The following is a 14468-nucleotide window of genomic DNA, read 5'->3' as shown; positions in this document are numbered from 1 at the left end:
CCTGGGTGGTCCGCCGGTTACCCTGCCCGCATGGCCGACCACGTGCGGATGACCTCCCCCATGCTCAAGGCGATGACCCACCCCCTGCGCCGTCGCATCGTCAGCCTGATGCGGCACGACCAGCCGATGCGGGCCGTGGACCTGGCCCGACAGCTGGACGTGCCGGCCAACTCGGTGAGCTTCCACCTGCGCACGCTGGCCGAGGCCGGGATGATCGTCGAGGCGCCCGAGCACGCCCGGGACCGCCGCGACCGGGTCTGGGTCGCGGCGGGCGACGGCTTCAGCGTCCCCGACCCGGGCACCCTGGGCGAGGAGGACGAGCCGGCCCTGCGCGCGTACCTCGACCAGGCCGGCATCGACCTGCAGCAGCTGGTCCGCAACGCGATGCTCTGGGCGGTGGAGTGGAGCAGCGGGCGGGACGAGGTGCAGCGGGCCGCGCTCAGCCTGGGCACCCTGAGCGCCACCCGCGCGGAGATGGACCAGTTCGTCGAGGAGCTGGAGGCCGTCGTCCGCCGGCTGCGGCAGAGGCTGCACGAGACCGAGCCGGAGGACGGCCAGGTGCGTCAGGACTGGGACTTCCTCACCGTGGTGGCTGAGGCAGACCTGGGGCGGGCTCCTGCCGGGGAGGCCGGATCGGCACCACGAGCCACGGCAGCATCGCCTGGGTCAGCGGACCGATGAAGAGGGCGTAGAGCACGGTCCCGACGCCGAGGACCCCGCCCAAGAGGAAGCCGACGACGACGACCCCGACCTCGATGAGGGTGCGCACCAGCCGGATCGAGCGGCCCGTCGTTCTCGCCAGGCCGGTCATCAGCCCGTCGCGGGGCCCGGGTCCCAGCTGGGCACCGATGTACATCGCGGTCGCCAGGGCGTTGAGCACGAGCCCGGCTGCCATCAGCACGATCCGGGACCCCCAGCCTTCCGGCTGGTCCAACCAGGACAGGACCGGGTCGACGACCAGCCCGACCATGACCGCGTTGGCCACGGTGCCGAGGCCGGGCGACTGGCGCAGCGGCAGCCAGATCAGCAGGACCACCAGCGAGGTGGCGATGACGATCTGGCCGAAGGTCAGCGGCACGTGCCGGGCCAGGCCTTGGTGCAGCACGTCCCAGGGCATGACCCCCAGCGCACCGCGGATGAGCAGAGCCATGGAGATGCCGTAGAGCACCAGCCCCAGGATCAGCTGCGGGATCCGCAGACCCAACCGCCCGGCGCGCAGCTGCTCCAGCGGACCCAGTGCCAGAAGCTGGCGGCGTGGGTCGGCCGCCCGGGCAGCCCCTCGCCCGTGTCGATGGCTCGTCATGGGCGAAGCGTATGTCGAGCCTCTCCCGGGCCTGCGCGGGTGGGGTACCATCAGAAGTTGCAATGAAAGGGTCCCGTGCGTCGGGAGGCAGGGACGACGCACACCTCCTTCGACGGACCCTTGCCCCGAAAGGTCTCCTTCCCGGATGTCTCCTGCGCAGTCCTACCGCCGGTTGTTCGGTCTCACCGGCCCCCTCTACGTCGCCGTCGCCTTCATCGGCCGCCTGCCGCTGGCGATGTCGCAGATCGCGGCACTGCTCGCGGTCACCGCGGCGACCGGTTCCTACGGCGCCGGGGGCACCACCGCCGGGGCCCTGGCGGTCGCCAACGCGATCGGGGCGCCCATCGCCGGCTCCCTCACCGACCGGGTCGGCCAGCGCCCCGTCCTGCTCGTCCAGAGCATCGTGGGCGCCATCGGGCTGGGCGTGCTGGCCGTCCTCACCGCCTCGCACGTCCAGGGTGAGCCGTGGTGGCCGCTGCCCGTGGTGGCGGCCCTCGGCGGCGCCTTCATCCCCCAGGTCGGCACCATGGCGCGCGTGCGCTGGCGGCCGATCAGCCGCGCGGCCGGCAGCGAGGATCCCCGCGTCATGGACGCCGCCTTCTCCTACGAGGGCGCTGCCGACGAGGCCTCCTTCGTGCTCGGCCCGGCGGTCGTCGGCGTCATCGCCGCGCTGCTCAACCCGATGGCCGCGCTGGCCGTGGCCGCCGTCCTGCTGGGCGTCTTCGCCACCTGGTTCGCCGTCCACCCGACCGGTGCCCTGGTCACCCCCTCGGCGCTCACCGGAGCGGGTCGGGGCCGACTGCTCACCCCGGCGCTCCTGCTCCTGGCCGCGACCCAGCTGTCCGTCGGCATGGTCTTCGGCTCGGTGCAGACCGGCACCTCCGTGCTGGCCACCCAGGCCGGCGAGCCCGGCCTTACCGGTCTGCTGCACGGCCTGCTCGGCGTCGGGAGCGTCATCGCCGGCCTGCTGGTGGTGGCCCTGCCCGAGCGGTTCGCCTACCCCCAGCGGCTGCGTGTGTTCACCGTCTCGATGCTGGTGCTCGCCCTGCCCCTGCTGCTGGTCGACACCCTGGTCGGCCTGGCCTTCGCCCTGCTCGGCCTGGGCGTGGCGATCGCGCCGTCGATGATCACCACCTTCACCCTCGCCGAGCGGGCCACGCCCGTTGAGCGGCTGGGCGCGGCGATGACCATCCTTGCCGCGTCCACCGGCACCGGGTATGCCGTGGGCGCCGCCCTCGCCGGCCGGCTCGCCGACCTCGGTGGTCACCGGCCGGCTCTCGCGGTGTCGGTCGGCGCGACCGCGTTGGCCTGTGCGTTCGCCGTCTTCGGTTACCGCCTGCTCACCCGGACCGACCGCGCGCGGCCCAGCCGTGAGCCGGTGCCGCAGCGTCCGGAGCTCAGCTCGCGCTGATCTGTGGCCTCGGTCAGGCGACGCGGACGCTCACCTCGTGCCACCCGCTGGCACCGTCCGGCGCGGGTCGGGCGACCTGGTCGGTCTGCGCCTCGCCGGTCCCGTCGGTGGCCCGCACCCGGAGCCGGTGCCGGCCCGGTGTCGCGTCGGGCCACGTCCAGCGCCAGAGCCGCCAGGCGTCCACCGACGGCTCCGCCAGCAGCTCCACGGCCTGCCACGGGCCGTCGTCGACCTGCACCTCGACCTGCTCCACGCCGCGCTGCTGGGCCCACGCCACCCCGGCGACGACCACCTCCCCCACCGGGACCCGGGCACCGGAGCGCGGCACGTCGATCCGCGAGGCCGTCTTGATCGGCCCGAGGGCCGACCAGCCGCGCGGCGTCCAGTAGCCCTCGTCGGCGTCGAACCGCGTCACCTTGAGCTCGGTCACCCACTTGGTCGCCGAGACGTAGCCGTAGAGCCCCGGCACGACCAGCCGGACGGGATACCCGTGCCGTGCGGGCAGCGGCTCCCCGTTCATCGCCACCGCCAGCAGGGCGTCGCGGTCGTCGGTGAGCGCCTCGAGCGGGGTACCGGCCGTCCATCCGTCGACGCTGCGGGAGAGCACCATGTCTGCCTCGGGCGCCACCCCTGCCCGCGCCAAGAGCTCACGCACCGGCCATCCCTGCCAACGGGCGTTGCCGACCAGGTCGCCACCGACCTCGTTGCTCACGCAGGTGAGCGTGACGAGCGCCTCGACGTGCTCCTCCGCCAGCAGGTCGGCATACGTGATCTCGAGCTCCCGCTCGACCAGGCCGGTCACCCGCAGCGTCCACCTCTCCGGGTTCACCCGGGGCACCCGCAAGGCTGTGTCGATGCGGTAGAAGGCGTCGTTCGGGGTGAGGTATGCCGTGTGCCCCGGCGTGTTGCTCACCGCGGCGTCCGGGACGCTGACCGAGCGGCTCGGACGCGGCAGCGGGACCGTCGGTGTGGCGGGGCCGGCTGTCCGCAGGACGCCGCTGCCGCCGGTGCCGACCGCGATCCCGGCCAGCCCGAGCGCGGTCAGGCCGCCCGCGGCGCGGAACACCTCGCGACGGGGTGCGCCGACCGGCATGGGCTCAGCAACAGGCGTGGCTGCGGCCAAGGGATGCCGAACCGTCTGATCCTTCTCGCTCAGCCTCCCCAGCAGCCAGGTGCCGACTGCTGCCCCCACGACGGTCGGCACGGCGTCCAGCAGCCCACTGTCCGGCCGGCTCAGCACCGCGGCCATGCCGAGGGCAGCCACCGCGACGAAGAGGACCTGGGCCAGAGTCTTGCGGCGTGCTGCGAGCAGCCCCAGGGCAGCGCAGGCAGCGGTGAGGACGAGCGCCATACCGATCCCGAGCGCGAGCTTGTCCGCGGTCCCGAAGGTGGCGATGGCCCAGTCCTTGAGCCAGGCGGGCGTCCGGTCCACGAACGCAGCGCCCACCGCCAGCAGGGGTGAGGGCGTGCCCGCGCTGGCCAGCGGCCCGGACCAGGCTGCGGCCAGCAGCTCGGCGGTGCCGAGGGTGATGGCCCCGGCCGCGACGCCGCTCAGGCCCGCGGCACGGGAGTCGGGCGCACGGCGCACGGTGCGGGTGTCCATGCTGCAGTGTCCACCTCAAGCCTGGACGTTGTCCGGTCCCATGCGGCTGTCCGGCACCGGCACGTCGTCATCCGTGCCCGGCGACCACGCTCAGCTGCAGGTCGACGCCCAGGATCCCGGCCAGCCGGTCCGCCTCCTGCCGCAGCTCCTCCGTCGGCGCCGGCCCGCCGTCGAGGCAGTGCACGGTGAGCCGGTCGTGCTTGCGGACCCAGGTGCCGCGGACGACGCCGCCGAGGACGACCGGGTTGGCCTTGCGGGTCATGAGCTGCCGGAGGGACGTCGGGGTGACGGGGGTGTCCCGGGTACCCGGGCCGATGACCCACTGGTCATGGCCCGGCAGGAGCCGGACCGCTTCCGAGGGCCGCGCGGCCAGCATGGCGTCGAGCTGCTCCCGCACGACATACGCCCTGGTCCCTGCGACGTCGACCTCGGCGAGGCGGCCGGCCAGGCCGTCCCACCAGGCCACCAGCCGTCGCCGGCCCGCGCTGAGGCCGGCGCCCAGCCAGTAGTGGATGTGGTCGAAGGTCGCCGGGCCGTAGGTGCCGAGGTAGGCGAGGATCGCGCGCGGACCTGCGTCGTCCAGGTCAGGGATGCCTGCCCAGCGCGGGTTGCCGTCGAGCCGCTGCAGCGTGAGCCTGCCGCCGCGTGGAGGACCGATGCTCACGTCTCCTTGCCACGTCAGCGGCTTGATCAGGGTGGCGGCGCCCTCGTCGAAGACTGGCTGCAGGTGCCGGTAGTCCCGGTGCCGGGCGAGCACCTCACCGATCTCGCGCGAGGTCAACGGCCCGTCGGCGACGGCGTCCTGCACCGCGGCCCGGAAGTCCGGCCACTGGGCTGCGGTGAGCTGGTAGTGCTCGACCCAGCTGGGCAGCTCCCACTGGCGGCCCGCCGCGCGGAGAGCCAGGTAGACGCCGCCCTCCTCGGGCGAGAGATAGTGCACCGCACCACGGAACGCGAAAGCCTTGATCACCTCGCCTGCTGCCAGCGCGGCCCCGAGCCCGCCAGGCGGGATCGTTGCGCTGCGGGTGCGTAAGGCGAGCTCGGCAAGCGTCTCGTCCATCGAGAGCACCGCGCCGAGACGACGCACCACTCCGGCGGCAGACTCGGCGCCGGCGGGGTCCAGGAGATGCCGCGACAGCCGCCACGACAGCGCCTGCTCCCACGACACCGATGCCTGCACCGTCCCGGTCATGTCACTGGCACCCGCCCCGTCGCGCTCACGACACGGCCACGGACCCTGCGAGCCTGCCGGACGCGGCGACCACCACACCGTGCGGGGTCACGGCACTCTCGCTGCCCCGCGCGTGCCGTTCGTCGGCTCGACCCGGTAGGTCTCGCCGGGCCGCACGACCTCCGTCGGGCCGTCCCAGATCTCCCGGGCCTCACCGAGCACGACCTCCGGCGGGGTCCAGGGCGGCAGATGGGTGAGCAGCAGCCGACCAACCGGGCCTCGCTCCTCGGCCTCGACCACAGCCTCGGCGGCGCGGCGTCCCGTCAGGTGCAGGCCTCGCGCCGTGTCCCGCCCCTCGACGAAGGCTGCCTCCGCCAGCACGAGGTCCGCCCCAGCCATGAGCGGCACCAGTCCGGGACAGGTGTCCGTGTCCCCGGTGTAGGCGAAGACCGCGCCGTCCGCCTCCACCCTCAGCCCGAAGGTGGTGACGGGGTGCCGCACCCGGTAGGGCGTGATCCCGAACGGCCCGAGGGTGAAGGCCTGCCCATCCGAGAGGGTGCGGAACGTCATACCGGACATCGGCGACGGCTTGTCCACCCCGTTGGCGCGAGCCATCCGCTCCGCCGCGCCGGTCGGTCCGTACACAGGGAGGTCGGCGCCAGACCCGCCGGGGCCATGGCTGCGCCAGACCTTGAGTGCGGTGAGGTCCAGGCAGTGGTCGGGATGCAGGTGGGACAAGACCACCGCGTCGAGGGTGTCCGGATCGATGTGCCGCTGCAGTGCCCCGAACGCCCCCGAGCCGAGGTCGAGCAGCATGCGCCAGTCCCTCGTGCCGTCGGAGGCCGTCAGGAGGTAGCTGCTGGCGGGACTGTCCGGGCCGGGCACAGAACCGGAGCAGCCGACGATGGTGAGTTCCATCCGCCCATGGTGCCAAGTTCGGGGGTTTGCGAGGTCCTGGAAGCGCCGAAGGTCCGTGGGGTTGCGGCCGGGGGCGCAAGGGCATCGGGTTGCGAGGGCATCGGGGTTGCGCGCTATGAGGACCCGAAGCAGAGATGCGAGACGGGACGCACGGCGACGACACTTTTCCGACCGCTCCCTAAGATGGGCCGGCATGAAGGACCGGCCAAGCCTGCTCACCGTGGGCCACGGGACTCTCGACCGGGAAGGCCTCGGTGACCTGCTGACGAAGGCAGGGGTCCAGCTGCTGGTCGACGTCCGCCGTTTCCCCGGGAGCCGGCACAACCCGGACGCCCGCCGAGAGGCACTGGAGGAGTGGCTCCCTGCGCGCGGCATCGACTACCGCTGGGACGAACGGCTCGGCGGGCGTCGCCGGCTCACCGCCGAGGAGGACGCGCAAAGCCCTGACCCGTGGTGGCGGGTCGACCAGTTTCGCGCCTATGCCGCCGGCACCCGCACGTCCACCTACGCCGAGGCCATGGAGGCGCTGCTCGCCGACGCAGCGGCACGGTGCACGGTGATCATGTGCAGCGAGGCGGTCTGGTGGCGGTGCCACCGCCGGATCGTCGCCGATGTCGCCACCCTCCGGTATGCCGTCCCGACCCGCCACCTCATGCACACCTCCCGGCTCACCGACCACCCGGTGAGCGAAGGCGCTCGACTGACTGACCACGGAGAAGTGGTGTGGGACGGGCCTAGCACCTAGAAGGGTGGCGGGCCGTCGTCGCTGCGTTGGCTCCAGGGTGTCTGCCGGTCCTGCTGGTCGGGTTTGGGGCGGTCGGTGAGCCCCCACCGGCGGCCGCCGGGGTAGCGGGGCCTGTCCTGGTCACTGGTCGCAGGCGGTTGCCGTTGTCCGCTGCCCGGGGAAGTCTTGCCCTGGACGGCCACCCCGTCCCCGGGGGTGGTGTCACCGCCGGACGAGCCTCCTGCACGGGTATCGCCGGGCACGGCGCTGAGTGGGGCGTTGCTGGGTGGGGCGGTGCTGGGTGGGGTGGTGCGGGCGAGGGCTGCTGCGGCGTCGGCCCGGTCGCGGGCGGCGGGTGCGGGGCCGGGGGTACGGCGCCCGGTGAGGGGGTCGCGGTGGGACAGGCCGATGGTGATGTCGCCCCCGAACCGGGCCAGGTGCGCCTCGTCGCAGGTGTCGTCATCGCCCTCGTTCAACCGCTCCCCGGCGCCCCGGTAGCACAGGGCCTGGTAGACCTCGCGGTTGATCTGGCCGGCCACGTCGTCCTCATCGACGGTGGCGACGCGGTCGAGGGCGTCGACCATGAGGGTGACCAGCTCCCGGTAGTCATGCACCCGGGTGCGGTACACGCGGGACAGGGTGGTGGTCCAGGTGACGTCACGGTTGGCGTGCAGCACCGCGTCCCAGGCTTTCGCGGTCTTGGGGTCGTGGTGCCAGGTGTCCAACACCTGCCCATTGGTCTCCCTCGTGAGGCCGCCGGTGCCGTGCGGGATGACGTGGTCGACCTGACAACTGCCGGCGTGGTGGTCACACCCCGGTGCGCGGCAGGTCACGTCGGCCGCGGCCAGCTGGGCCCGCATCGCCGCATCGAAGCTGTACGCCGTGGTCGACCGTTCCAGGCACCGCCCGTCGGCCGGGTCGACCAGGAGCCGCACGAACGTGCTCCCCGGCGACAACGCGAGCCGCCGCACCAGGTCCGGTCCGAGGAACTTCGGCTGCTTGCCCAGCACCCGACCCACCCACGCCACCCGCGGCACCCTCCGCTGGCCCTGGTGATGGGCAGAGTCCTCCCCACGGTCCGGATCCCGGCCACGGGCAGAGTCCTCTCCCAGACACTCGCGGTGGGCGGAGTCCTCCCCGGGGTCCTGTCGGGCTGCCCTGCTGGCGTGGTCGATGTCGTGGTTGCGGGCGGCACGGACCGAGGGCAGGCAGGCGGGGCAGCCCGGTGCGCCCGTATGCCCAGCCTCAATGCTTGTACCGCCGGAGCCTTCGCTTGCCTCTTGGGCCGCCCCGCCAACTGCCTCACCCGGCGGCCCGACACTCTCGCCCGCCGCGCCGCCGCCCTCATCGCCCGTCGCTCCGTACGCCCCGTCGGGACCCTGGCCCGCGTGCCCGTGCGGGTCCTGGGTCGTGGTGGTGCGGTGGACGCCGGGCAGGGTGTGGGCGGTGGCGGGGTCGTGCAACGCCAACAGCGGCACGATCACCTGCAGGATCGCCGGGGGCAGGGCGGACAGGGCCGCGATGACCTGTGGTGTCCACCCGGCCGCGACCAGATCCTCCGGCGCGGGCTGGGTCGACTTGAAGATGTCCAGGTCGGGCAGCTCGTGCGCCCCGATCGTCGCATGCCCCAACAAGGCGATCCCGATATCGTTCGCCAGCTGCGCCACCGACCGTGCATCACCGGCGCCGCGGGCAGCACGCGCGGCCTTGTCCAACCGGTCCCCCAACGCCAGCACCTTCAGGGCAGTGCCGGTGAAACACACCTGCGCGGTGCCGTCCTCATTGACCCGGACCCACATCGACCGGGCCCGGTACGCCGCTTCCCGCGCCGCCCGCGCCGCCTCCGCCGCTTCCACCGACGCCTGGTCGCCCGGGTCGGGACAGGCCGCGACCTTGCCCACCTCCCGCTCCAGCACCGCCCAGAACACCCCATGCCCCCACGGCGCCCTCGTCACGGTCCCATCGGCCTCCAGGCGTTCGGGGACGCACGTGCCCGCCTCATCGGCCAGCATCACGCTCGCCACGTGCGCGGCATCAGCCGCGGACAGCTTCGCCTTGTCACACGCCCGCCACAGGCCACGCACCAGGGCCCAGGTGACGGTCCCGCGGGACAGGGCACTGTTCACCGGGGTCCGGAACGCGACCGGTGCGGTCGCCACCCCGACCAGGGTCGCGGTCTCCGCCCGCGACCAGCCCGTGGCCGGCGTCAGGTCCTGCCGCACCCGCGCCTTGGTCCGCCACCGCCACCGCTGCCGACCCGTCGCCGACAACTCCCCCACGTCCAACACCCCACGACGGGCCAGCTCGGCCCGGCCCATCGCGCTCACCCCCTCAGCCACCGCCACCAGCCGCACCCGCTCCAGGCGGGCAATGACCTGGTTCACCGCCTCCACCGCCGTCTGCGCACGATCCGCCACCGCACACAACCCATCCACCGACCCCGCCTCCTCACCCCCGGCCTCATCGGACTGACGAGTGATGCCCTCCGGCAGGGCCGGCCTGGAGAACGGCACAAACCCTGCCTCCACCCCCGCCACCGGCCGACCCGCCGTCGCCGCCCCCGCGAGCAGGACCGCGTCCGCGAACACCGCCACCGCCCCCGCATCCAGGCCCGCCCGCGCCAGCACCGCCTCCAACTCACCCCGCAGGCCAGGGACGGCCGAAGCCCCCGCACCCTCACGAGACCCATCCCGCTTCATCCCCAACCACCCCCTCTCCAGTGGGCCCACAACCGGCCCGGCACCCCCGCCCGGAACTCCCCCTCCCGACGGGTCGTGACCGACACCCACATACTAGAACACCAGTACGACACACCCTCGACTTATCCACAGCGCGTCACCAATCCGCAGTGCCGCTCCGAGGATGTGGAAACCAAGAATTCCGCGGTTGCCGATGCTGCTGAGTGGCCGCCGTACGTGGTTCGCTGGCACCTCCGCAACACAAGCGCAGGTTCATTCCAGCGCAGGGGTGCGACAGACCTCATGGAGCAGTCGTGCGATGGACCTCACGCAGCACGACAGGCACGGTGTCGAACCCGCGCGAGGGCCAGTCCTCCCGGGTCGCCTCGAGGTCGGGGTCGAGACGGATCTCGGTCGTCGCCCGCAGGAGAGCCGCCAGCGCGCCGCGGATCTGGAGGGTCGACAGCACCCGCCCGGGGCAGATGTGCGGGCCGGCGCCGTAGACGATGTTCGCGGCTCGGTTCTCCTGCGGCCGGTAGGCGTCGGGGTCGCCGAAGATCCGCTCGTCCCGGTTGGCGGTCGTCCAGTTGATGGCGACCGGTGTGCCGGCAGGGAAGGTGTAACCGGCAAGCTCCACCGGGGTGGTCACCATCCGCCGGTTGGACGGGAACGGGTCGTTGATCCTGAGCATCTCGTCCACGGCGGCATCGAGCTCGTCGGTATGCCGCGCCTCCTCGCCAGAGAGCCCGCGCAGGTGCTCCTGCAGCGCAGGGTGCGCGGCCACGTGGTGCACCACGACGCCGATGGAGGCAGCGATCGAACCCAGGTCTCCGGCCGTCCAGTTACGCAGCATCGACACGAGCTCTGGCCCGGTCAACGGTCGGCGACCGCCGGGCGCCCCGGGATCCTCAACCTCGTCGCGCAGCAGCCGGCTCGTCGGGTCGTCCAGCAGCGGCTCGCCGCGCGCCTCCAGATCGCGCCGTTCCTGCACGACACGGTCCACGATCCGGTCGAAGTGCTCAGCCACCTCGGCGTTGCGCTGCGGGTCGCGCGACCGTGCCGCCGCAAAGTTGTCGTCGATCCAGCCGAGGAGCTCCTCCTCCATCGACTCCGGCCACCCCAGCCACCGGCTCTGCACCCGCACCGCGATCTGCCTGCCGTAGTCGTGCAGCACCTCGACCCGTCGCTCAGAGCCTCCGTCACCCCTGCCCATCAGCTCGGCTGCAGCCACGTCGGCGACCTCGGTGATCATGGCTGCCAGCGGGAGGATCTGGCTGTCGTCGAGGTGTCGGTCCACGACGGCTCGGAACCGTCGGTGCTCCTCGCCGTCCATGCCGTTCGGCACGTGCAGGTGCCGCCGCGCCGCGCTCGAGAACACCTCTGGAGTCGTGGCGACGCGCAGCACATCAGCGTGGCCACGCACCGCCCACGTCCCGTCCTTGAGGCGCACCACAGGGCACTCCCCCGGGGTGGACTCCAGCGCCGCCTCGGGTGGCTCCCCGTGCATCACCCCCACGTGCGCGTCGCCCGCAGGCGGCCGCCCGTCGGCGTCCGTCATCGTGCAGCCCGCGGCTCGGGGCACGCGTTGAGTGCGGGAAGGTGGTCAACGCAGAGGCTCGTCACCATGTCGATCACCCTACGACCGGGACGCGGCGGCCCGGCAAGTCCGCCGACGTCATACCCGCTCCTCGGCCCGCCCGACGAACGCCTGGTGCACCTGCTCGACCTCAGGCCCCAGGAACCGGCGGGCCAGGAAGGTGAAGCCCTGCGGGTCGCCGGTCGTCAGCCACTGGTGGGACGGTTCGTTGTCCTGGGGCGCCAGCAACCCTCCCTCGGTCAGCACCCGGTAGAGGTCGGCGGCCGTGGCCGCGGCCGAGGAGACGAGCGTGACCTGCTCACCCAGGACGTACTGCAGCGCCGAGGCCAGCAGGGGGTAGTGCGTGCAGCCCAGGATGAGGGTGTCGATCTCCTGCTTCTGCAGGGGGGCGAGGTAGTCGCGAGCGACGTCGAGCACCTCGGGCCCGCTGGTGACGCCGGCCTCGACCAGCTCGACGAACCGGGGGCAGGGCTGGGAGAACACCTCGACGTGAGGCGGGGCGGCGACGAAAGAGTCGACGTAGGCACGGGACTGGTGGGTGGCCTCCGTGGAGATCACCCCGATTCGTCCGGACCGGGTCACCGCCATGGCCCGTCGCACAGCCGGGCGGATGACCTCCACGACCGGCACGTCATACCGCTCCCGGGCGTCGGCGAGGACCGCCGCCGAGGCGCTGTTGCAGGCGATGACAAGGGCCTTCACCCCGTGGTCGACGAGCCGGTCCAGGCACTGCAGCGCCAGCTGGCGCACCTCGGCGATCGGCCGCGGGCCGTACGGGGTGCGGGCGGTGTCACCGAGGTAGAGCACCGACTCCTGCGGCAGCTGGTCCAGGATCTCCCGGGCGACCGTGAGCCCGCCGAAGCCGGAGTCGAAGACCCCGATCGGGGACTGGGGCACGGCCGGCTCAGCCCTCGTCGTCGGCAACCGGGTCGGCGCCCGCGGCCTCGGCAGCCACGAACGGGTTGGTCAGCGAGCCGATGCCCTCGACCGTCACCTCGCAGCGCTGGCCGGCGGTGATCCGACCGACCCCTGCCGGGGTGCCGGTCAGGAGCACGTCACCGGGCAGGAGGGTGAACGCCGCGGACGCGTGCGCGATGAGCTGCCCGATCGTGAACACCATGTCAGCCGTGGTGCCGTCCTGCCGGGTCTCGCCGTCGACGGCGCTGGTCAGGCGCACGTCCGTCACGTCCAGGTCGGTCTCGATCCACGGGCCCAGAGGGGTGAAGGTGTCCATCCCCTTGGCCCGAGCCCACTGCCCGTCGCCGCGCTGCAGATCACGGGCGGTCACGTCGTTGGCGACGGTGTAGCCGAAGATCACCCCACGCGCGTCCTCCGCCGCGACGTCCTTGCACATCCGGCCGATGATGACGGCCAGCTCGACCTCGTAGGACACCTCGGAGACGAAGGAGGGGATGACGACCGGGTCGCCGGGCCCGCAGACCGAGGTGTTGGGGATGAGGAAGAGCATCGGCTCGGCGGGCACCTCGTTGCCCATCTCCCGGGCGTGGTCGGCATAGTTGCGCCCGACCGCCACCACCTTGCTGCGCGGGATGACGGGCGCGAGCAGGCGCACGTCGTCGACCAGATGGGTCTCGCCGGTGAGCTCGATGCGGCTGTAGAGCGGGTCGCCGGTGATCTCGGCGATCTTCTCGCCGGCCCCGTCCACGAGACCGAACCGTGGGTCGTCACCGGTGGTGAATCGGCAGATGCGCATGGAGATCAGGGTATGCCGTCCACCAGCCCTGACCCACGCGCGGGCACCGGTCGTTCTCGAGACCCTGGTGCGGATCGGCGACGGGCGGCCTCAGACCCCGACCCGGCTCAGCAGCACCGCCAGCGCCGCCCGCAGCCCGGTGTCCAGCGTCGGCTGAGGGACGGGGGCGAAGTGCGGGCTGTGGTTGCCGGGCACCGGCTGGTCGCTGTCGAGCACCTCCTGCGGGTGGCCACCGTTGAACCAGTAGACGAGCGGCACCCCGATCGCGGTCGCGAGCACCCCGACGTCCTCGCTGCCGGACACCGGCTTGATGACCTTCACCTGGTCCTCGCCGAGCTCGGCCCGCAGCACCTCGAGAACCCGCTCGCTCTCCTCCGGGTCGTTGACGCAGGCGGGGAAGCGGTTGAGCTCCTCGATCCGGGCCTCCGGCGCGCCGGACGCCAGCACCTCCCCCTCGACGGTGCGGCGGATGCCGGAGAGCACGGTGTCGCGGACGTGCTCCTTGAAGGTACGGACGTTCAGCCCGAGCACGGCGGTCTGCGGGATGATGTTCTCCTTGGTGCCGGCATGGAAGGTGCCGACCGTGACGACGGCCATGTCGCGGGGGTCCACGCTGCGGGAGACCACGCTCTGCAGCCGGGTCACCACGTGCGAGCCCAGCACGATCGGGTCGATCGAGTTGTGCGGCTGGGAGCCGTGCGCCTGGCGACCGTGCAGGGTGACCTGCCACGAGTCGCCCATCGCCATCGCGGTGCCGACCGGTAGCCCGATGGTGCCGGTCAGGTGGGGCATCACGTGCTGGCCGTAGACCGCCTCGGGGCGGGGCGCGCGGTCCCACAGCCCGTCCGCCACCATCGCCTCGGCGCCCGCCGCGATCTCCTCCCCCGGCTGGAAGACCATCACGACCGTCCCGGCCCAGGCCTCCCGGCGCTCGGCGAGCGCGCGCGTCAGGGCCAGTGCGACCGCGACGTGGGTGTCGTGGCCGCACCCGTGCATGACCGGGGTCTGCGTCCCGTCGGGCAGAGTCCCGGTGGCCTGGCTGCTCCAGTCGAGCCCAGTGTCCTCGGCGATCGGGAGGCCGTCGGTGTCGGCGCGGTAGGCGACCGTGGGGCCCTCCCCGTTCCGGATGACGCCCACGACACCCGTTCCGCCGCAACGGAAGTGCTCGACGCCCAGCTCGGTGAGCCGCGCCTCGACGTAGGCGGCCGTCTGGTGCTCCTGCATCGACAGCTCGGGGTGGGCGTGCAGGTGGCGATAGTCGGCCTCGAGCTGCTCGCGCAGCTCCTCGCTGATCAGGCTCTGGGCTGGGGTCATGTGGCCAGTCTGCCGATGACCTTCGAGCCCCACCA

The 14468-nt window shown here is 72.7% G+C and carries 12 protein-coding genes; 3 read left to right on the top strand and 9 right to left on the bottom strand.

The window, feature by feature from the left end; translation table 11 throughout:
• Nucleotides 1–30 precede the first annotated feature (30 nt).
• Nucleotides 31–681, top strand: a complete 651-nt coding sequence (locus ESZ52_RS03990; RefSeq protein WP_131103800.1) for an ArsR/SmtB family transcription factor — start codon at nucleotides 31–33, stop codon at nucleotides 679–681.
• On the opposite strand, the gene yczE is transcribed toward ESZ52_RS03990, so the two are convergent.
• The gene (yczE, locus tag ESZ52_RS03985; protein WP_131103799.1) at nucleotides 581–1303 is read right to left on the bottom strand and encodes a membrane protein YczE; all 723 of its coding nucleotides are present in this window, start codon (nucleotides 1301–1303) and stop codon (nucleotides 581–583) included. The two genes, ESZ52_RS03990 and yczE, sit on opposite strands and share 101 nt — an antisense overlap.
• A gap of 145 nt (nucleotides 1304–1448) precedes the next feature.
• Here yczE and ESZ52_RS03980 point away from each other — a divergent pair, with 145 nt between their 5' ends.
• Entirely contained in the window at nucleotides 1449–2714 is a 1266-nt protein-coding gene (locus ESZ52_RS03980; protein ID WP_131103798.1) for an MFS transporter, read from the top strand.
• A gap of 13 nt (nucleotides 2715–2727) precedes the next feature.
• On the opposite strand, the gene ESZ52_RS03975 is transcribed toward ESZ52_RS03980, so the two are convergent.
• The 3 genes from ESZ52_RS03975 to ESZ52_RS03965 all read right to left on the bottom strand — a co-directional run bounded on the left by ESZ52_RS03975 (nucleotide 2728) and on the right by ESZ52_RS03965 (nucleotide 6406).
• The gene (locus ESZ52_RS03975) at nucleotides 2728–4317 is read right to left on the bottom strand and encodes a molybdopterin-dependent oxidoreductase (protein WP_131103797.1); all 1590 of its coding nucleotides are present in this window, start codon (nucleotides 4315–4317) and stop codon (nucleotides 2728–2730) included.
• A gap of 67 nt (nucleotides 4318–4384) precedes the next feature.
• Nucleotides 4385–5509: a DNA glycosylase AlkZ-like family protein gene (locus ESZ52_RS03970; RefSeq protein WP_131103796.1), complete on the bottom strand. Its 1125-nt coding sequence runs from the start codon at nucleotides 5507–5509 to the stop codon at nucleotides 4385–4387.
• A gap of 87 nt (nucleotides 5510–5596) precedes the next feature.
• Nucleotides 5597–6406: an MBL fold metallo-hydrolase gene (locus ESZ52_RS03965; protein WP_131103795.1), complete on the bottom strand. Its 810-nt coding sequence runs from the start codon at nucleotides 6404–6406 to the stop codon at nucleotides 5597–5599.
• Between the two features lie 193 nt (nucleotides 6407–6599).
• Here ESZ52_RS03965 and ESZ52_RS03960 point away from each other — a divergent pair, with 193 nt between their 5' ends.
• Nucleotides 6600–7151, top strand: a complete 552-nt coding sequence (locus ESZ52_RS03960) for a DUF488 domain-containing protein (RefSeq protein ID WP_131103794.1) — start codon at nucleotides 6600–6602, stop codon at nucleotides 7149–7151.
• Here the strand turns inward: ESZ52_RS03960 and ESZ52_RS03955 are convergent.
• The 5 genes from ESZ52_RS03955 to ESZ52_RS03935 all read right to left on the bottom strand — a co-directional run bounded on the left by ESZ52_RS03955 (nucleotide 7148) and on the right by ESZ52_RS03935 (nucleotide 14433).
• On the bottom strand, nucleotides 7148–9829 hold the full coding sequence (locus tag ESZ52_RS03955; RefSeq protein ID WP_131103793.1) for an HNH endonuclease signature motif containing protein: 2682 nt from the start codon (nucleotides 9827–9829) through the stop codon (nucleotides 7148–7150). The genes ESZ52_RS03960 and ESZ52_RS03955 overlap by 4 nt on opposite strands.
• A 280-nt stretch (nucleotides 9830–10109) precedes the next feature.
• Complete coding sequence (locus ESZ52_RS03950) at nucleotides 10110–11390, bottom strand: cytochrome P450 (protein WP_132974507.1); 1281 nt, start codon at nucleotides 11388–11390, stop codon at nucleotides 10110–10112.
• A gap of 93 nt (nucleotides 11391–11483) precedes the next feature.
• Nucleotides 11484–12302: a glutamate racemase gene (gene murI, locus ESZ52_RS03945; protein ID WP_131103791.1), complete on the bottom strand. Its 819-nt coding sequence runs from the start codon at nucleotides 12300–12302 to the stop codon at nucleotides 11484–11486.
• A 7-nt stretch (nucleotides 12303–12309) separates the two neighbouring features.
• On the bottom strand, nucleotides 12310–13119 hold the full coding sequence (locus ESZ52_RS03940; RefSeq protein ID WP_131103790.1) for a fumarylacetoacetate hydrolase family protein: 810 nt from the start codon (nucleotides 13117–13119) through the stop codon (nucleotides 12310–12312).
• A 90-nt stretch (nucleotides 13120–13209) separates the two neighbouring features.
• Complete coding sequence (locus ESZ52_RS03935; protein WP_131103789.1) at nucleotides 13210–14433, bottom strand: amidohydrolase; 1224 nt, start codon at nucleotides 14431–14433, stop codon at nucleotides 13210–13212.
• Nucleotides 14434–14468: the final 35 nt, after the last annotated feature.

Origin of the sequence: Ornithinimicrobium sufpigmenti (assembly GCF_004322775.1) — a bacterium.
In the GTDB taxonomy this organism is placed as follows: Bacteria; Actinomycetota; Actinomycetes; order Actinomycetales; family Dermatophilaceae; genus Ornithinicoccus; species Ornithinicoccus sufpigmenti.
The sequence above is the reverse complement of the archived record's forward strand: the minus strand, read 5'-3'. Positions and strand labels throughout refer to the sequence as shown.